Below are 19,575 nucleotides of genomic sequence, written 5' to 3'. Positions count from 1 at the left end.
GTAGCATGTATGTATCATGCATAAACAGCCTGGTTTTTCCCTTGCCGTTTTGCGTCATACATAGCCTGGTCGGCAATTGTCCTGATGTGGTCCAGGGTGATTTTATAATTGGGTACCACTGCAATACCGATACTCGCTCCGATATGAAAGCTGTGTTCATCGTGGGTAATAGGGTCATTGAGGGCATCCAGGATACGGTCAACAATACGGTCTATATGAATCTCATTGTTTACATGGTTGAGAACAATCAGAAATTCATCACCGCCCACACGGCAAACCAAATCCGTCTCAGGCAGGTGGCGGCGCATTCGACGGGCTACCACTTTTAGACAGTGATCACCGGTGTCGTGGCCATAGGTATCGTTCACTTTTTTAAATCCGTCCAGATCAATAAACAATACCGTCGCTTTGACGTAGTCACTTTGCTGAACTTGATCAAAGTATCTTTGGGCAAGTTCATAATTTGGCAGGCCGGTGAGGTTGTCATGGTTGGCCTGCCACTCAATCATTTCCTGTTGGCGCTGCAATTTGTCGATCAGAATCCGGTGTTCTTCGCGGTACGTATGGAGAGCATAACCGGTCACAACGAAAAACATGATCATACAAAATACATAGACAAGCCAATGTGTTTCACTGCGGATGAGCGTGTCCAAGCTGTTTGTTGTGGTCAATAAATGTTGGCTGAACACATATGCCAACAAAGAAATACTGACAGCCACGAACTTAATAAAGCGGACGGTAGTGCGTTTTTTAAAAATCATGGCAACGACAAAGATACTGAGTGGAAACAGTACCGTTGAACCCGCCATGGGTCCTGAAGCTACAAAATTGGTAAAAAAGTTAGTGCAGATAATAAAAATGACAAGGTACGCTTTGGGGCGGGTTTTTATACGATGCCTGCAAACAGCTACAGCACATACAGCTACTACTGTAAGTAAATCAACAAAGTACACGAGATCAAAGCCGAATTCAGTAGCCCTTACGGTGGTTATAATCATCACCAGCACCGCATAGGCACTTCCTAACGTAAGGATAAAGTTGACTAACTTTTCCTGGGTTGTTGCTTCGTGATTTTTGAATGCATTGTCTGTTTTCGTCATTTCCCCTAACCGTACTGCTGGTTATTTGAAAGTGTGTATCTATATGTGCAGCAAAGAACCCCTAAATTAAAAATAGTCTCTCATATGAGGCATTCAAGAATCAAAAGTAAGATAATGTCTCATAAACAGGAATTTATGAGTGTGTTTGGGGAATATGGAGGATTGGCGTTTCGGTTTTTTCCTCGCTCCTGAAAAGTTATAACCCTAGCTGAGCACGTATTTCGTCACGGCTTGGAGAGTAGTGTTTGTGCGAAGGAAGTGCGAGGTTGTTAAGCTTTTTAAGACTCAAAAGTGGGTGCAGATTTCCGTCTGCCACTTTCATGCCAATCAGCAATAGCCATTCCAGCTCTGTTAGTGACTCAACAAACTGAATGGAATCCAGCGAAGCACTTTCATTTTCTGCACAGATTCGGGTCAGGTTCTTACAACTGCCAAGAGCCGAGTAATCAGACACTTTTTTGCAAGCTGTCAGCGACATAGTGGAAAGGGATGGATGATTTTTCAGGGCTGAAATATCGCTAAGGGAAGTGCAGTACGCCAGATCCAGTTGTTTCAGGTTCGGAAGGTGTTCCGCACCGTTGAGTGTTTCCAGTTTGCGTGATTGAAGTGACAGCCTAGACAGGCTGGAAAGTGACTGGAAGGGTAGTAAATCCGTTGCAGGGTATCCATTGAGGTTAATATACCGAAGAAAGGCGGTGGAAAGTGCACTGTCACAGCCGTTTCGCCAGTTTGCGGCAAAGCCTTCCAGATTTTGGAAAACAGAAAAGTTGAATTTACGGTATGCGCATTCGAGCCCGATATACCGGAGATCTTTTAAATCTGAAAGGACAGAAAGATCCTTCACATCGGCATGGTAAATTTCTACCGAGATGAGGTTTTCAAGTTCGGCCAGAAAGCCCAAGCCTTCAGCTTTCCAGCCCATAGAGCGGCTGAGTCTGACCCCGTTTACCTTGCCTTTGGTAAAGAGTTCCCGGTAATCAGGTTTCCATGCGCCCTCCAAAATCAGGACCCGGGCATCTATCTGCTCGTGGTCCATGATTTTGGCACCTTTAGGTGTGTTGCCGAATCCAAACATTAATCAGTCATCCAATAGATGTTGTCGGTTAGGACCGATAGGGTCTTTCTTATTGGATACTTTATCAGACTGCCGTGCTGGCACACCACCAGTGATTTCCTGAATCCGCTTGTGTTCGGCGACTTCACGCTGGGTCTTCGAACTGCCGGGCATGGATTTGACGTCAACCCGGGTATTTGGATCCAGCTTGCCGCTTTTTACGTGCTCTTTGAGGCGACGGGGGATATCGTTGGACTGACCGACGTACTTCTTACCGGTTTTGTCGACAAATTCGTAAATCCCTTCTTTCACCGGCTTACTGGTGATGATGTCATCTGCAACAGAATAGCCACCACCCGGAAGTAAGGCGCCTGCAACAAACAACCCGCCAGCCAGCCATTTCTCTCCCGCTGTTTTACATGGGTCGAAGATAGTGTCAGCGGTGTCATAGGCATCATAAATAGAGAGGCCGACTTCGACAGCCCCCCAGATTATCGGTATAGCAAACCAGACAGCTTCACCTTGCGGATCCCGGATATGAACCGGGTTATTTCCGGCATAACGGTAAAGGTTGAGATCGCCTGCAATCCCCAGTGGGTCCTGGCTGATAAAACGGCCAAGGGTCGGGTCGTAATAACGTGCCCGGTAGTGGTATAGATCGTCAGACTCATATTCCCGGGAGGCGTAGCGGAACGGGTTACCAATATCAGCCGGTGTGTTTAGCGATTCGCCATAGGGTGAATAGTCGTATTCTGCTGCCAGCGAACCGTTACTGGTAGCACCAATGACCGAGCCTTGTTGACTGCGGTGCAGGTAGTAGCTGTCTCCGTTTGCCTGTGTGTAGGCCAGCGGTTCATCGATTTGTGGCCCGAAGGTGACAGTAGTGACGACAGTATTGGATTGATCGAGTGTTGCTACGCGGTCATATCCGTCATAGGCATATTTTTCAGTTGTGGTACCGTCGCTGCGGCTTAACCGGCGGCCAAGAGGATCGTAGGTGTAGTTAACCGTTTCGTAAGGTGCAGTGGCGATGCCATCAATAAAACGTTTTACAGTGATCAGCTGGTTGGCACCGTTCCAGGTAAACTCGGTTTTCGCCCCGGTCGCTTTGTCTTGCTTGCGGGTAAGGTTACCGCGACCGTCATAGGTAAAGGTGTGGTTGTTGTCTTCGGTTAGCAGGTTGTCATCGTTGTACTGTTCACCGTTGCCAATTCGGTTACCCGCTGAATCATATTGATAGGTGAAGTTCTGGCCATTGATTGCTGCTCCGGTCAGGAATCCATCTGCGTTGTAGGCATAGGTGTCATTGTTTCCGCCATCGTTGATGCCGGTTATCAGCCCGTTGGCGTCATAGGCATAATCGAACTGGCCACTGAAATCACCGGTAAATGCCTGTTGTGTCAGCTGGTTGGCACTGTTGTAGGTGTAGCTTACATCCGTTCCCGGGCCATCCAGCGCAGTGCGGCGGCTGACACTATCGTGGGTGAAGCTGAAATCACCTTCCGGTGCGGTGATGCGCGAAACCATCCCCTGTAACCCCCAGTCATAACTGAGGGATTTGCCGAGGAAATGGGTTCCGGTGCGTTCACCTTCCTTGTTGTACGTATAGTCAAAACGTACACCGGTGGAGCTTTGCGTTTCTGCCGTCAGGCGTCCTACGTTGTCGTATTCGAAGGAAACAACACTGCTTACACCAGCCGCCTGTGTGACTTCATGATTGGAGTTGTAAGAAAAGGTAGTTGTTACACCGGCCAGGCTGCGTTGAGTCAGTCGTTTGGCATTGTCATAGGTGTAATTTTCCTGCGTACCATCAGGACGGGTCACACTGGAAATCAGATTGTCTGTGCGGTAGGTATAGGCCGTCTGTTTTCCGTCTGCAGTTGTTCGGGTGCTAAGGCGGCCATATGTGTCGTAGGTGAAGCTGGTGGTATTTCCCGCCGGGTCTGTTACTGCGGTTAGCTTACCAGCAGCATCCCGGGTATATGTGGTGGTTGCTCCGGATGGGTCAGTGACGGTCAGAGGCTGGCGAAGAGCGTTATAGGTGAGGCTGGTTTTTTCTCCTGCGTTGTTGGTCAGGCCAGTGATGTTGCCAAGGGCATCATATTCGAGCTCAGTTTTTTTACCGTCAGCATCGGTGACTGTGACGGGGAGACCGGCCGCATTCAGGGAGAATGACTGCGTATTGCCAAGTGGGTCAGTCACCGATGTCAGGAAGCCTTCTGTGCTCCATGAATACACCGTTTTCCCGCCAGCCGGATCCGTAACTTCGGTGATGTTGCCGTGGCTGTTGTACTTGGCCGTGGTAATCCGGCCGAGCGGAGAAGTTGCTTTCGTTGGGGAGAAAAGCGCTGAACCAACACCATATTCCCAGGTAATAGTGTCGCCGGCCGGGTTTTTGGCTGAAAGCCTGCGATTTTGATCGTCGTATGTGGATTCCCAACGGTTACCGAGGGGATCGGTATAGACGGTGATATTGCCGTTTTCGTCATAGGCGAACCGATCGACAATAACCGTGCCACCGGCACTTGGCGCACTTTCCTGGGTAATCTCACCTTTATCGTTAAGCTGGTAATTCCATGACGCACCCGTTGAATCTCGCTTCGAGACAGAGGTGTCACTGATGTAGTTATACGTAAAGCGGTTAGCGCCAACCGTATAAGAGAAGACTTTGGTAGAACCGCTGACGTAGGTGACGTCTGTAGCAGTGACGCCTGCTTCATCGACGACCTTAGTAAGTAAGTGATAATCCTGGGCGTCACCGGGAATATCCCTCTGGAGGTACTCGTAGTTGCGAGTACCGCCGTCCGGATTGGTCACTGAGGTCAGGTTTCCGCTGGCGTCGTAGGCGTACTGCCACTGAACTCCACCTTGAGTAGAGACTGAGGAGACGCGGCCTGAGAGGTTATACGCAAGGTTTAGGGATCGGCCTGCATTGTCGGCAATCTGGGTCAGGCGCCCGCTGTTATCATAACTGTAACTGAGAGCCTGTCCTGCCGGACTTGCTTCACTGATCAGAGACCCGGATGCATTGAATGTGCGTGAGGCACCGTTTTCTTCAGTTAGCGTCACCGTGCCGTCGCTATTTTCTGTCAGGCGATTGGTGAGCTTACCTGGGGGAGCATAGTTGCCTGATGCATCTTTCTTATAGGGATACCGCTTACCGTTGGCGGTGCGGAAGACGTAGTACCTTTCAGTAACGACAGCTCCTCCCGTTCCCACGATGGTGTCAGTGACTTGATATAAGCCCACTTCACAGCCGGTCGACCAGCCATTACCAAAGGCACCGCTTCGCGGGTCGTTAGAATTGTATGTCCGGCCGAGGGACAACCCAGGACGGCCCGGAATATCAATGTCCTTCTCGGTCCAGATTAAATGGCCTGTCTGGAGGTAAACCGGTGAGCCGGTACTGGAGCAAGGGTCACAATTGGGTCCTTCACACGGGCCAGGGGCATTGGGGTCATTGGGGTTAGTGGTGTCGTGCCCTTGATCCCAGGGGTAGTGGTACGCATACGAGCTTTCAGCTGCCAGGAAAACTGCGAGGCAGGTGGCCAGCATGACAAGTAGCGTTGTGAATCTAAAACTCTTGATGCCAAACATTGCGTGTTCTCCCTGGGCTAATCAGCTTCAAGGGCGGCGATGCGCGCTTGGGCTGATGCAAATGCACTGTCGATGCTGTCGAGTTGATCCTGGTAGCCGGGCTGTCCGTCCAACCACGTCGTAATATCCGCGTGGTTATGCCGGCCAAAATTGATGTGATCTACGGCGGTCGTTCCGTTATTCCTGTAGATGTCGCCTATCCGGCTCTGTATGTCAGAATCACTGTCATATTGGCTTTCCAGGGAGGCGCCCTGTTGGAGAAAGGCATGGCGGTTTTCCATTCCCTCAACGGTGAGGGACCGGACGGCAATTTCAATTTCTACCCACGTTTCTGCGCTGAGTTCTTCGGTAACACCCGCAGTGCTCCATGAAAGGGCAGCAACCGGTATGATGACTTTCAGTAAGTGCTTCATAGTGCGCTCCTAGTAGAAGATCCGTTGCATGCCATAGATGAACATCGAGTTAGCCCCGTTGCTGCCAACAGCCCGGATGCCAAGGCGGTAATCCCCCGGTGCAAGCAGTTCCCCCTGGTCATTCTTTCCATCCCAAAGAATTTGGTTTGCGCCGGAAGGCAATGAGGAATATTGGCGGTGAGCCACTTCTGTTCCTGAGTCCACGTCTGAGACCACAAGCTCAACGGTTGCCGGTTTGCTCAAGGTGAAATCAACCATGCTGTTACCGTTGCTATCGATATTCCCGGAAGGAATAAATACACCCGGTGTGACTTCTACGCCCGCAACCTGTGGGGCATTGCGCACAAAGATAACGTTGTATGCCAATTCCCATCCCCAGATACCAAACAGGAAAGGGTTTCTCGGAACCGGTTCAATGATTTGCCCGTTTGGCGCTTCACCGTTCCAGTAAACGGTATAGCTGCCCGCGCCGTGGGGGACGCGTTGAAGGAAAGTCACCAGCCGGGTGTTGGTGCGGAAAAGACCCATAAAGGCAGTGATTTCTGATGGACGGTTGACGGTGAATGTGATGTCCAGCGGATCGTTGTCATAGGGCGAGAACCTTGACGGAATACGGGTACGTCTTGGGTTGTACTGACGCCCTCCGGTGGAATCACGCAGGTCTAGGCGTTGCTGGCCTGAGCCGTCTTCGTATAACAGCACTGCATAGTACGGACCCTCTGGAAGGGTAGTGCCGCTGTCATCGGTACCATCCCAATTGTCGTTGTAGGTTCCGGGGTCGCGAACCTGCCAAGGAATGAGTGTCCGGACGACGTCACCCCGGCTGTCCTCAATCTGGAGCTGAAGCCGGGTCGGGGTTGTTAGTCGTGTGGCGATTTCACTGGTATCCCCGATATCGGAATTCAATGTATGGTCCGAAATAGGTGTCATGACCGGTGGAGTACCGTTTACAGTGACTTTGACGATATCCTTGGCGACCTGACCGTCAGACATTGTGACTTCGAGTGTCGCGAAATACGTTCCGCTTAGGGGATAGGTATGGGAGGCGGTATTTGCCTGAGAGCTGTCAACGGTACCATCGCCCTCAAAATCCCAGCTCCAGCCTGATATTGTCTGCCCATTGCCCGGTATGACAGATGATGAGAAATCGACCGTCAGAGGGGCATTTCCGATGGTGGTGTCCGCAATCAGGTCTACTGTGGTACTGCCTGGAGGAAGCGCCCGGATTTCAATGTCCGGTAAGGACACCGTGGTGGATGCGCCAAGCTGGTCGGTTACTTTCAGGGATGGCTTATAGTTCCCCGCCGTTTGGTAGAGATAAGTGGTGGAACCGGAGTTGGGATTTGAATAATCCACTGTTCCGTCACCTTCAAAATCCCATTCGTAATTAGCGATACCATTACTGTCACTGCCGCTGACCGCGAACATAACTGTCAAAGGCACTATACCGTTGGTGACACTCACAGAGGCTGACACTACCGGAGGGCTGTTCTGGATATTCAGAGTGTATGTTGCTTGCTGCACGGCGCCGTCACTGGCAGTGGCCTCAAGCAATACGTCATAAATGCCTGGTGTGCTGTAGTAAAACGTCTGGTCTCGTCCAACGGTGTCATTGCGGTCAAAACGTCCGTCACCATTGAAATCCCAACGGTAAAGGTTAATCGCTGTAAAGGTGTCGGTAAGTGGTGAAAACCGAATAGAAATTGGTGCATTTCCGGATGCCGGGTTTGCCCTAATGCTCAACCCAAGGCGTGGCTGGACGGTGATTGTTACGTCTTTGGAAACTGAACCACCACTATTAGACGCTGTGAGGGTATATGTTGTGGTTTCGGTCGGGGAAACGGTTTGACTGGATGACGGGGCAACCGGGCTGCCTGGAGGACTGAGAGTGATGTTGTCGGCATCTTCGACTTGCCAGGAGAGTTCTGTGGACTGCCCGGCAACCAGATTGTAACTGGCGCTGACAAATTCCGTGATAGTTGGCGGTGACAGGTCTGAGACATAAAGTGCCAAATCGAAACTTAGACGAACCCGGCCTTCAAGCTTCCATATCAGAGAAATGGTCGCACTATCTCCACTTGCCAGCGTGCCTGCGTTAATGATTTTTACCGGGTTGCCATCATTGGTTGTGTCATCAGGGTTTTGTACCGTTGCCTGTGAGGGAAAGTTGTTAACGACGACATAAATCGGGCCGGGCAACGACCCCCCGGCGTTGTTGGTCACTGAGATTTCGTAAGTTGCCTGACCGGTCCGGCGGTTGAAATGTGTGGAAACATACTCTACGCCAACCTGGTCTGTCGGCACTGCTGTTAAGGAAGACAGATCAATGCTTGCCTGTGAAGGCGGAACAAAAGCCAGCATCATCACCGCCACCAGTGCTGCATAACAGCGCATGAGGTATCTCATGATTCTCTCCTGGTGAGCCATCATCGATACAGCAAGCCGATTTCAGGCTGAATTTAAGTTAATGAATTCAGTTTTTCGCCTTTCTGCGCAGGCAAAAGAGGGACGCGAATACGAATAACGCCATAAGCGGCGGTTCAGGAGCCGGCAAGGTTTCAGTCACTAACCTAAGGTTCCTGATATTAAGAACTGACGTGAAATCGTTATCGCCAGGCAGCGAGACAAGTTGGAACGTTAACCCCAATGTCTGGCCAATCAATGTCGACAGATCAAACGAGGCAGTTCCACTGGCTGATACGTTGTGGACCAGAGAAAACGGCATTCCAAGTGGATTGCCTAGTGTGTCGGTAAGGTTAACCGCAAACTGATCGATACCGGCTGCTGCCTTACTGAACACAAAGTCGAACTGCAAAAACGTGTTCATGGCTGGGATGATAATGTTGGGGTCACCGAGCCCAGGGTCATTGGAGAGCAACACAAAAGAGAAACCGGGGTCTTCATTAAGTGCCGCACTTTGCCCGTCAGCCGCAATGCTTACCGTCGGATCTGAGTAGAAATTGTTGAGATCCAGAGGAATAATCCCGGCCCTTGCGGACACGGAGAGTAAACCCAGGGATAACAGCAAGATGAAGCAGCACATCCGTTTGATGTTCATAAACACTCCTCACCAGACCTCGAGAGGTTGGGAATTCATTTAATTTCGGGTACTTCGAACAAAAAGCTGTACACACCTACGTGGCCCCACAACCCGGCGAGATTAATGCTGAATACATGTTTGCCTGGCCCGGCAGTTTGTGGGTCAAAGCGCCAGGAAAGGGGGGTATATCCGGTTTCTTCCTCGGCCACGAACTTATGGTCGACGAAAAAAGAAATTTCATATTGGCTTTGCTGCATCAGCCACTGGTCTTTGGCTGACAAATCGACGGTGACAGTGACGGGCTTATCCAACACATACCGTCCAGCTTCGTTTACCTCCGGTGATTCCTTCATGGAAAAAAGGAGTTCCGGCTCTTGAGCGAGACTGACAGGCATGAAAAAAAACGGAGAGATTCGTTGACCGTTCCGCTGGGAAACAATGGCCTCCGGGTTTATCTCTCCGTCGGGGAAGCCTCTTTTCTTTCTATAGCTGAAATAATCTGTTGATGGATTGCCGGTAGTAATAACGGTGGCGTTTGGGAGGGCGTAAGCGACAACCAGTACACGAAGGTCGGGATTGCCCAGGAGGTATTCGACGTTTGAATGGTCAAAGCCGTTCCATGCCTGAATATTTGACCCTGTGGTTCTCGGCGACCACGTGAGTATGCTGTTAACCAGTGGGCCCCCGCGGATTCCGGCACGAATCATTACCCTGGAAGGTTTTGTTAACTGGTAACTGATGTGCCCGTTTTCCAGTACCCGGGTATTCAGATCCTGCAGCAATTCCCCGCCACTCGATTGGCGAGGATCCAAAGTAAACGAATTTCCTGACTTGTCAGTGCCTTGAAAAACAAAGGTGTAAGCTTCGTCCGGGACCTGGTGCCCATTGTCATCTTTCCCGTCCCAAGTCAGCGAAAACTGTCCGGGGCTGAGGTCAGACATCGAAAACTGTTTAACAACATCGCCATCACCACTGACAAGCTGAATACTCAGTTGCGGGATGGGTCGGGTAGTTTGGATAGGGACAGAGAGCGTTGTGTCGCCGGAGGTATCCAGCAACCAATTCTGCTCTTGGGGTAGAAGTACGGGCAAAGTTGTTGTACTTGCAACGCAAAAGGATGCAAATACCCAAGTCAACAAACCGCCTATGGTGAGTATAAAACCATTTGGAAAGCGCACATTTTTTAGCATTATTCTGTTCTGCCTAGCCGTAATTCTTTAATGTCTTCAAACTGACTTTTTATTGTCACAGGTTTAGCGTTTTTATTTCCCGTATTCAAAACCATTAGGCTGACGCCTTCAGGCGTCTTTCGAATAAAGTATACTTTTGATGAAAATACCACTGGACTGAAATCGACAACTGTCCCGTCTGTGAGTCTTTCACTTTTTTTGTCTTTTTGAGAATATTTCCAAATATTGAAAAAGTGGTGCTTGTTTGAGCTGAAATAAATATTTCCATTTCCATCTGAAACGGGTTGCCTTGATGTGGCATTGAGTAAGGTCAGCTGTTTTACAATTGAACCTGCTTTATCCAGTTCCCATATTTCCTGAATGACTTTTTTACATTGAACAGTGCATGAAACATTACCGTAATAAACTTTCCCATCTTTTGACGGGAAGGGTTCAAATTGTGCTGAACGCTGGCTCAATACGGTAGTTGTTTTCCTGCTATTTCTGTTCCAAAGAATAATGTCTGAATCGACACTGTTACCCTCTTTCAGCAATACGGCATAAAGGTTGCCGGACGAGTCATACGAAAGCTGGGTATAGGCATCTAGCCCGGTTTTCTCAATAATGATGTTGTCTTCCTGTGAATCTAGGTTTATTTCACGGACATGACCGGACGTATCAACGTAGGCGACTGAATTGGTTGAGATAGAGAGTGTAGGTGTCCTTGGCTCAGATTCGGTTTTTACCTGAGTCCAGTTACATTTCCCGTCAGATAGATATAACTGCCAGTTGTCTCCAGACAATGCGGTGATCAACATGCCATTAGGTAAGCATTGTTCGGCATATAAAGGAAATGACACAACGAAAAGCAGTGCCATTGATACGATGTTTTTCATACTCTGCCTTAGGGTTGCCAGCTATAGCATGACATTAACTGTCTGTTACTTTATGTATGGTCTTTTTATGTTCGTTTAAGCGAAATAAAACTGAAAAAAATAAGAGGATTGCCATCGATAAATAAAAATAGTACATCACGCTGAAACGCGATTCTGTCCCAATCATGAAGCCGTGTGTAAATACTAACATGAACGTGGGGACTGATAGTCTATGTACTAATTTAGCAATATATGATGCTTTAACTTTTCTTATTTTTCCGGAAAAGCCTACAGCAATAATCAAAATCAGCCCGAATAAACCGAGAGAAACAGCTATGTTGTAATAGCCTGAGTTGAAATTGGGTAGGAGTAAATGATAAGCAAAGTGTCCAGCCCGTTCAGATACGCCCCAAACAAAAAGTGTTGCATGTAAAACAGAAGCAGTCAGGGCAGTCAGTCCAAGTCTAATATGCAACTTATTTGAAAATTTCGGGTATATAAAGCGCCTCAGACTATTGGTTGACAGCGCTAAAAGAAGCTGTAACCAAATAAAGAATATGGCATACAGTCCCACCAGTTTTGACAGCACATATTGAATTTGCCCCGGTGGTGTCTGGTATCCGAAATAGACCAAGGGATTTTCCAGATGAACGAGCCAAACCATCAACGGTAAAAGCCCAAGCATAATTAACGTCACAAGGCGCGAATGACGCATAGTTGAGTTCGACATGTTATCCCTCTGTCTGGCAGGTTGACGTTTGCGTACCGCAAAGCTTCAGTTGTTGAAACGCTTCTTCGTCGCTCATGCCATTTGCACGCATTACCGGTAGCCCTTCACTGATCCAGCCTTTGATGCCGAATGGTTCGAGAATAACTGCATTGTTGAACCCGTTAAGCTTCAGGGCTTTTGCCATCTCGAACCCGCGAAAGTCTTTCACACAGTAGGCGACGACATAGTCATAGTCCGCAAAGTCTTCGGGCTTCAAACTATCGATATTCCTGAGCGGGACATTGACGGCGGTCGGGATATGGTTTTCTCTAAACTCCCAGGGCTCACGCACATCGATAAAGGCGACTTTTCTCCCTGAGGCTACGGATTCGGCGATTGTTTTTACAGGTAATTGTGGGATGAACTGGTTGTTGGCTGATGCGGTGGCTTCGATGTCAGAAGAGAAGCAACTTTCATCCGGGAGCAAGGTATCTGGCGACGAAAGCAGTTGGGCATTTGCAGCAGATGCCAGCACCCTGTCAAAGAAAGAGAAATAACAGGCTTGCGGAACCGGCTTACCCTGGCTGTTTCGTTGCAGTGTGCGGAATCCGGCTTCAACATAATCTGATACCGGGTCTACAGTGTTGCCCCAAAAGTTCACCTCAATATCATTGATGATTGTGGCCATACGGGAAAGAGCAGGATCTTTTGCGTCCAGTGACCAAGAAGAAGTGATTTGCTCGAAAGTTGTTTGATCACCAACCCGGAGGTACTTCGCTCCGGGGAAGTCGAACGTACGATCCGGGTTAGGTGCAGAGGATCCGGCTGGAATTACCTCAATTTGGGTGCCCGGGACCGCATAGCGGTGGATTAGCCACGCAGAAGCCCATTTATCCGGCCCAAGTCCTTCCCAGGTATAGTAGGTAACCTGTTCCCGTTCACCGCAACCTGACAATCCCATTAGAAGAAGAAAACCCAACGCGCACTGACTTTTGTAGTTTTTCAATGAAGACTGCACTCAAGCCTCCTGGCAGGTGAAATGTCGTCATTGCCTATCCCAAAACAACTCATATAAGGTCATAGGCTTTTCGCCCTTGGCTGCCGCTTTTGATTTTTTTCCTGCCCGTTTACCTGGACTGGATCACGGCTGCTTAGACCTACAATAGGGGAAGGGAGGGTAAGACTTTTGTATCAATTCTATGACTTTCAGGGGATTAGATAGCAGGGAGGGAGAATACGGTGACCTTCAGATACAACAAAGCCCGCTATTTAAGCGGGCTTTGTCAGGAATTTGGTGCGTCTGAGTGGACTCGAACCACCGACTTCCACCATGTCAAGGTGACACTCTAACCAACTGAGTTACAGACGCATATTTGAATTCAGGAAAATGGTGCGTCCGAGTAGACTCGAACTACCGACCCCCACCATGTCAAGGTGGTGCTCTAACCAACTGAGCTACGGACGCATCTTGTTGTTCTTTCGAACTTTGTTCCTGAGAACGCTGTTGATAATACTGTTTGGTTATGACGGGTGCAAGCCTCAAACCCCGGTTTTTTCATTCTTCGTGTGCGATTGATTACTGAATCAGCAATTTGATGAGGTAGTGATCGCCCTTATCCTCTTGCCGCACCTATCTTTATGTTGCAACGCTTAAACAGTTGCTGCCAGTACTCAACGTGGCCGTCGATGGCATTTCTGAATGCTGTGTACATGCCACCTTCAATGTAGTACTGACGGTAAGGGGTAAATGCATCCGGTGGGGATGTGTTTGAGAGTATTTTTCTTAACGGTGGCGCGAGGTCCCGGTACATGCTGTCCAGCCGGGCAAGATAGGGTTGGATTGGACCTGCATAATATTTAAAGAATACATTGCTCAGGTACTCTGCTTTAGTTTGGTTTCGGTTCGGGCCACAGGCTATTTGATTGTCTGATTCCCTCAATTGACGGGTTATCGTCACCAGCAACTGGGTGGTACGGTGCATAGAGTAGAACAAAGCTCCGGCGTAATGTTGTGTTTCAATGGACTGCTGTAAGGCTTTAATCGAGCCGGGTTCGAATGAATTCTTGGGTGAAATGGTGGCGAAGGTACTTATTGCAGTCAGTGCGCCAGCATGGGGTGGGGAGTTTTCGATAGGCAGCATTGTTTGTGGGATTTTTAGCTGTTTTTGCCATGCATCCGTGGTGCCTACTGCATTCCAGTAGCGTTTTCGAAAAAGTGCTTTTTTCCGGGTGGCGATGGATAGCAACTGTGTTTTCAGGTCATCATCATCCAGCTCGACTATACAGCGCTGAATGTTCCCTAGAAACGTCATTTCATAATCGAGCAACTGAAAATCATCCTGAATTCTCCCGAGTACTGAGTTTCTTTCTGCGATGTGTTGAAACAAACCACACTCGTGCAATTCATAGGCGTCAAGCAAGCCCACACGTATGTCTTCCATCGGTAATGCAAGGCTTCGCTTGCGGGGAAGGGCTGGTGGATCGCTGTCATCGGTGGGCAGCAGTTCTCTTTCGGAGATATTAGCAACTCTGCTCTGGTATTCGAGGAAGACTTCTTCAGTGTCCCGGGCCGGGAAGCAGGCTGTGAGACACAGTGAGAGGATAACAGGCGTAATTCGATTCATGGTCAGAAGGTTTGTTGCTCGCATTCGCAGAAACGTCCAAAACAACAATACGTCTTATCCGGGCAGGAAGACCAGTTTGTCCTCTATATATTGTAGACGGACATTATTTGGCTCCTGTGTGCTGTATCACCGCTTGCGGATATGACAACTCGACAGAATCGTCGTATTTGCAACCAGTCATGCCGCGATTGAAGCGGGGTGGTACGGAGTGGCTGACATAATAACCCATTCATGAATTTGAAACACAACGCCTCGGGAGACCGGGTGTGCTGTAGAAAAGTAAAGTGACAAGGAGTGTCAGATGAATGTGTTATTGAGTGCAGGGATTATTTTTACCCTGCTGGTGATCGGCTTTTGCCTGCTCAGATGGGGCAATATGAAATGTACCGGTACATCGCCGGTAAAAACCTTTACGTTTGTTGCAATTCTTTTTACTTCCGGCCTGGATGTCGGTCTCATTATGTTTCCGTTGACTGAGTTTGCAGGGTATGCAGACCATGAGGCCAGCCCAGAATATGCGTTTACCAATCCATTGGCAATCGAGTTTGCCTACTGGGGCTTTTTGATATGGGGATTCTATTTCCTGACCAGTTTCTATTTTTGTGTCATTGAGCCACGAGTAGGCTTTTTTGAAATATCAGTGGTTAAGTGGATAAACAATATCGTTATCATCGGCACCTGTGCGTTTACTGCTTATCTTCTGCTGGCGAACCTGCCTTGGTATCTTCCTCAACTGACCAGTGAAGGCTCCGTGGTAACCACATTTTATGTGATCGTGTTTGCCGTGATTCTTGCTGCAGTTTTTTCAAGTACCGATATCAAATATGTCCGGATCCTCAGCCTTGCCTCTACCTGGCTGTTCCTGGCACTCATTGCCTTTATGTGGATGATTGCCGCAATGGGGATGGGAGAATTGCTGAATGCTGCAAACATGATTGGTGATTATTTCGTCAATATTCACAAGTTTGTCCTTCCCCTGAATGACTACCATGCGTTCTATCTGTTCTGGTGGTTTGCCTGGAGCATTATGATTGGCCAGTTCACATCTCGTTTTGTAGGTGGTTTGCGGACATGGCAACTTCTCGCTGCATTGCTGATCTTCCCTTCCATCCCACTTGCGGTTTGGTTCAGCGTACTGTTTTTCTACCATAATAATGGGCTGGACAGTTCAGGCTTTGTTGGGATTTCCATGGTAATCGTGGGCATCACGTTTGTGATTAACTCACTGGATTCACTGATTCGCCTTTACACTGAAAACCTCAAACTCACATCAGAGAGGGTGGGGAAAGGAAAATACATCATCGGTAATGTTGTCGCGTTGTGTGCTCTGACAATCCTGTTTAAATTGGATTTTCTTGAAATCCAGTGGGTAGGGGCGTTGGTTATCGCACTGTACTTTGGTTGTTTCGCTTACATTATGGTGAAGCGCCGCCGGGAAGTGCTGGCGATTGAAGGTTGATATAAACTGCCTGTTAATTGGAAGTATAGAAAACCCGGGTTGCCCCGGGTTTTCTTGTTCTGGGAGATGTGAGATTACTTCTCAGACATCGCCAATTGGAACTCGGGCGTCTGGCTGCTGATCCACTTAAGACGGATACCCAATAGAAGTGCAGCAGTTGAAAGGCCGATGATAATACCGATCCAGAAACCGGTTGCCCCCATAGCCGGCACAAGCCAGTTGGTCATACCCAGGATGTAACCCAAAGGCATCCCAACTACCCAGTATGCAATGAAGGTACGGCTGAAAATAGCACGCATGTCCTTGTAGCCACGTAGGGAGCCGGCAGCAATAACCTGGACTGCATCCGAACACTGGTAAATTGCAGCCATGATCATCAGGTGAGCGGCAAGTTCTACAACTTCAGGGTTGCCTGAATACAGGGAGATAATGTCGTAGCGGAACAGGATAGTCAGCCCCGCAGTTGCCAAAGCAGTGCATTGGCCGATCATCAGACCGACTTTCACCGAGCGCTTGGCACCTTCTACAGACTTCTCACCCAATTGATGACCAACGCGGATACTGACTGCCGTTCCAATACTCATTGGCAGCATGAAAATCATGGACGAAAAGTTAATCGCGATCTGGTGTGCGGCGACAGTCACCGGGCCCAGTGGACTGATCAACAGGGCAATTGCAGCAAAAAGGGTAACCTCAAATACAAATGCTGCGGCGACCGGGAAACCAAGTTTGAAAATACGCCACATTGCCGCAGGCTCAGGTGCGTAGAAAGTTTTAAACGCTTCCATACGCTTGAGCTTTGGCGTGATGAGAACGTAGGCCAGCATGGCAAAAAACATCAACCAGTAGACCAAGGCGGTTGCAACACCACAGCCCACACCGCCAAGCGCCGGTGCGCCAAACTTACCGAAAACAAAAATCCAGTTAAGGGGAATGTTGGCCGCGAGACCGATAAAACCAATGATCATGGCTGGTGTGGTCAGGGAAACACCCTCGGTGTAACTGCGAAGCGCCTGGAACAGCAGAAATGGCGGTGCGGCCCACATAATTGCATGCAGGTAGCCAACGGTTTTTTCTGCCAGTACCGGTTCTACATCCATAAAGTGGATTATCGCGCCGGCATTATAAAGAATCAGCATAATCGGCGCCGACAGAATCAGCGCAAGTACCAGTCCCTGGTGAAGCTGGAAGGGGATTTTATTCCGGCGTCCGGAGCCGTTAAGCTGGGCAATGATAGGGGTCAGTGCCAGCAGGACGCCAATGCCAAACAGGATGGAAGGCAACCAGATACTTGCAGCCACTGCCACTGCAGCCATATCAGTTGCACTGACAGCACCGGCCATCACGGTGTCGACAAAGCCCATAGATGTCTGGGCGATTTGGGCAAGGAAAACAGGAACGCCCAACTTAATGATATTGATAGATTCTTGCCGCATCGAATGCACAGAAAACTCCAAAAATTTGAGTGCAGAAAAGTCTGGGGAGGAAAGATGAGGATTATAGAGGGGAATAATTTGCTAAGCCAACGTCCACCAGTAAATTCTTTCTGTGCCGGAGGTGCCTTTACAGGGTATATTTTCAACGAATCACTGATGCATTGATAACTACGGGAATTTTGTATGTTTACCGGGATAGTGCAAGGTACCGCCAAGGTAACCGAGATTATTGAAAAGGAAAAGTTCCGCTCCCATGCCATCGAGTTTGAAGCGGGGATGTTGGAAGGCCTTCAAACAGGGGCATCTGTGGCGCACAACGGCTGTTGTCTGACGGTCACCCGTATTGACGGAAATACCGTTTGGTTTGACTTGATGCAAGCGACGCTGGCGTTAACGAACCTTGGTGAGATCAGCGTTGGGGACGCAGTGAACCTTGAACGTGCTGCGCGTTTCGGTGATGAAATTGGCGGGCACAGCATGTCCGGTCACATTATGGATACGGCTGAAATTCTTGATGTGATCGACAGCGAAAATAATCGCCAGGTATGGTTTGAATTGCCTGAAAGCCTGACGAAATACGTTTTCAATAAAGGATATATTGGTATTGACGGAATTAGCTTAACCATTGGAGATGTTAGGGAAAACCGGTTTTGTGTCAACTTAATCCCGGAAACCCTACAGCGAACCAATATGGGTTGGCGAAAGATCTCTGACAGGGTAAACATTGAAGTCGATCCCCAGACGCAGGCGATTGTGGATACCGTAGAGCGGGTTTTGGCAAGCAGAAGCTAGGCGATCTGTTTAAAGGAAAAGGAGTGCTCTCTTGAGCACTACTTCCAGTTGGAGCAAGCGAAGGTATTAATCGTTTAAGCCCGGTTCTTAGCCCGGTGCATTAGTTTGTAACCTAATTTTAGAAGATCTGTTCGTCGTCAGCGTCTACGAAGAGTTGGACATTGTTGTGCTGGGTATCAACATGAAAGCTCAGGTGTATGGCATTGCAACATGCCGGGCAGTCGTCATAAAACTCCTGGTCGCCATTGCTGGTATCCAGGGTAATGCGGATTCGGTGTCCGCAGTGCGGGCAGTTAATCCCTTTTTCTGTATAGTTACGCATGCTTCGCTCCATAGAGTCGTTATTTTCATTTAAGCGGTACTTCAAAAGTGAATGGCAAAAATGGGTGCCATTCAGGCTAACGTTGTTGTCAGGCGGAGAGCTTGTTTACCACCTATTTTGATAGTAGATCCCGGGATTGTTTTTTTCAGTGAAATAACTGAAAACCATGACTGCTTTCTTAGAATAGCGAATCAGTAATTGTACGGATTCATGTATCTGTAAGCATTTATTTAAGAAATAAATGGATGTGTGAAAATCTGATGTGATGATGGGAAAATCCCGGTCCCCCTCTCAGGTTCCGGGAGTTTTAGCGAAACAGCATTAGCTCAAAGTGTGAAGTAATGCAGGAGTTACTTCGCGGAGTGATTTAAGTTTGGCATCTGCAATGACAAACCCTGCTTTTCCATAGACGGATTGTTCAGGTACCACAATGGTTTTCATCTGGGCAGACTTAGCGGCTAAAAGGCCGGTGAATGAATCTTCCAATGCGACGCATTCCTGCGGAGAAATGCCTAAAGAGTCAGCAGCATTCAGGTATACCTCGGGGTGAGGCTTGCCGTACTTCAGTTGTTCGGCGGAGTGAATAACCTCAAATACATTGCTGAGAGCCAGTGAATCCAGCGTAGCCTGAATCAGAGTCATAGGAGATGAAGAGGCCAGCGCAACACGTAACCCTGCAGAATGACAGGCTTCGATGGCTTCTTGCACACCACTCATCATCGGTTTGTTTTCTTTGATAAGTTCAATAACCCGGCTGATGATCTGTTGGCAGACTTCGTCTTTAGTGGGGCCTTCCCAACCCTGATTGTTGTGGTAGAGGGTAACAATTTGGTCGATCCGGACACCGGTAGTATTGATTGTATCCTGACGGGTAATGGTGACGCCAAGCGCACCGAAAACATCCAACTGTGCCTGCTGCCAAAATGGTTCAGAATCAACCAGCAGACCATCCATATCAAAAATTGCGGCTTTCAACATTGAAGAA

Annotated in this window: 16 protein-coding genes and 2 tRNA genes; 2 read left to right on the top strand and 16 right to left on the bottom strand. The window is 48.7% G+C overall.

From position 1 onward, the window contains the following. Positions 1–14: 14 nt before the first annotated feature. From NF212_RS09360 to NF212_RS09300, 13 genes are all read right to left on the bottom strand, one after another. Complete coding sequence (locus NF212_RS09360) at positions 15–1,100, bottom strand: diguanylate cyclase domain-containing protein (RefSeq protein WP_434354916.1); 1,086 nt, start codon at positions 1,098–1,100, stop codon at positions 15–17. Positions 1,101–1,296: 196 nt separating this feature from the next. Then, complete coding sequence (locus tag NF212_RS09355) at positions 1,297–2,175, bottom strand: hypothetical protein (protein WP_434354914.1); 879 nt, start codon at positions 2,173–2,175, stop codon at positions 1,297–1,299. Positions 2,176–2,178: 3 nt separating this feature from the next. Next, positions 2,179–5,751: an RHS repeat-associated core domain-containing protein gene (locus tag NF212_RS09350; RefSeq protein ID WP_434354912.1), complete on the bottom strand. Its 3,573-nt coding sequence runs from the start codon at positions 5,749–5,751 to the stop codon at positions 2,179–2,181. Between the two features lie 17 nt (positions 5,752–5,768). Next, positions 5,769–6,164, bottom strand: a complete 396-nt coding sequence (locus NF212_RS09345; protein WP_434354910.1) for a hypothetical protein — start codon at positions 6,162–6,164, stop codon at positions 5,769–5,771. Positions 6,165–6,173: 9 nt separating this feature from the next. Continuing rightward, entirely contained in the window at positions 6,174–8,570 is a 2,397-nt protein-coding gene (locus tag NF212_RS09340; RefSeq protein WP_434354908.1) for a PKD domain-containing protein, read from the bottom strand. Between the two features lie 67 nt (positions 8,571–8,637). After that, a complete protein-coding gene (locus tag NF212_RS09335) occupies positions 8,638–9,222 on the bottom strand; it encodes a hypothetical protein (protein ID WP_434354906.1) in 585 nt (194 codons plus the stop codon). A gap of 35 nt (positions 9,223–9,257) precedes the next feature. Next, positions 9,258–10,262, bottom strand: a complete 1,005-nt coding sequence (locus NF212_RS09330) for a FlgD immunoglobulin-like domain containing protein (RefSeq protein WP_434354904.1) — start codon at positions 10,260–10,262, stop codon at positions 9,258–9,260. Between the two features lie 131 nt (positions 10,263–10,393). Then, complete coding sequence (locus NF212_RS09325) at positions 10,394–11,269, bottom strand: TolB family protein (protein ID WP_434354902.1); 876 nt, start codon at positions 11,267–11,269, stop codon at positions 10,394–10,396. Between the two features lie 34 nt (positions 11,270–11,303). Further along, positions 11,304–11,978 (bottom strand): hypothetical protein, encoded by a 675-nt coding sequence (locus NF212_RS09320; protein ID WP_434354900.1) that lies wholly within the window; start codon positions 11,976–11,978, stop codon positions 11,304–11,306. A 1-nt stretch (position 11,979) separates the two neighbouring features. Next, positions 11,980–12,975 carry a chromate resistance protein ChrB domain-containing protein gene (locus NF212_RS09315; protein ID WP_434354898.1) on the bottom strand — a complete coding sequence of 332 codons (996 nt, stop codon included), beginning with the start codon at positions 12,973–12,975 and terminating at the stop codon, positions 11,980–11,982. Positions 12,976–13,249: 274 nt separating this feature from the next. Continuing rightward, a tRNA-Val gene (locus tag NF212_RS09310) sits at positions 13,250–13,326 on the bottom strand. A 19-nt stretch (positions 13,327–13,345) separates the two neighbouring features. After that, positions 13,346–13,422: transfer RNA gene (locus tag NF212_RS09305), tRNA-Val, on the bottom strand. A gap of 148 nt (positions 13,423–13,570) precedes the next feature. Further along, positions 13,571–14,605 (bottom strand): DUF3080 domain-containing protein, encoded by a 1,035-nt coding sequence (locus NF212_RS09300; RefSeq protein ID WP_434354896.1) that lies wholly within the window; start codon positions 14,603–14,605, stop codon positions 13,571–13,573. A gap of 277 nt (positions 14,606–14,882) precedes the next feature. On the opposite strand from NF212_RS09300, the gene NF212_RS09295 reads away from it, so the two are divergent. Then, positions 14,883–16,040 (top strand): BCCT family transporter, encoded by a 1,158-nt coding sequence (locus NF212_RS09295; RefSeq protein ID WP_434354894.1) that lies wholly within the window; start codon positions 14,883–14,885, stop codon positions 16,038–16,040. A 74-nt stretch (positions 16,041–16,114) separates the two neighbouring features. On the opposite strand, the gene NF212_RS09290 is transcribed toward NF212_RS09295, so the two are convergent. Next, positions 16,115–17,485 carry an MATE family efflux transporter gene (locus tag NF212_RS09290; RefSeq protein ID WP_434354892.1) on the bottom strand — a complete coding sequence of 457 codons (1,371 nt, stop codon included), beginning with the start codon at positions 17,483–17,485 and terminating at the stop codon, positions 16,115–16,117. A 174-nt stretch (positions 17,486–17,659) separates the two neighbouring features. On the opposite strand from NF212_RS09290, the gene NF212_RS09285 reads away from it, so the two are divergent. Further along, entirely contained in the window at positions 17,660–18,268 is a 609-nt protein-coding gene (locus NF212_RS09285) for a riboflavin synthase subunit alpha (RefSeq protein WP_434354890.1), read from the top strand. A 118-nt stretch (positions 18,269–18,386) separates the two neighbouring features. Here the strand turns inward: NF212_RS09285 and NF212_RS09280 are convergent, their stop codons facing one another. Then, positions 18,387–18,590: a CPXCG motif-containing cysteine-rich protein gene (locus tag NF212_RS09280; protein ID WP_434354888.1), complete on the bottom strand. Its 204-nt coding sequence runs from the start codon at positions 18,588–18,590 to the stop codon at positions 18,387–18,389. Positions 18,591–18,911: 321 nt separating this feature from the next. Then, the gene (gene hxpB, locus NF212_RS09275; protein WP_434354886.1) at positions 18,912–19,568 is read right to left on the bottom strand and encodes a hexitol phosphatase HxpB; all 657 of its coding nucleotides are present in this window, start codon (positions 19,566–19,568) and stop codon (positions 18,912–18,914) included. Positions 19,569–19,575 lie beyond the last annotated feature (7 nt).

The sequence above is a fragment of the Parasalinivibrio latis genome, assembly GCF_036825535.1.
In the GTDB taxonomy this organism is placed as follows: domain Bacteria; phylum Pseudomonadota; class Gammaproteobacteria; order Enterobacterales; family Vibrionaceae; genus Parasalinivibrio; species Parasalinivibrio latis.
The sequence above is the reverse complement of the archived record's forward strand: the minus strand, read 5'-3'. Positions and strand labels throughout refer to the sequence as shown.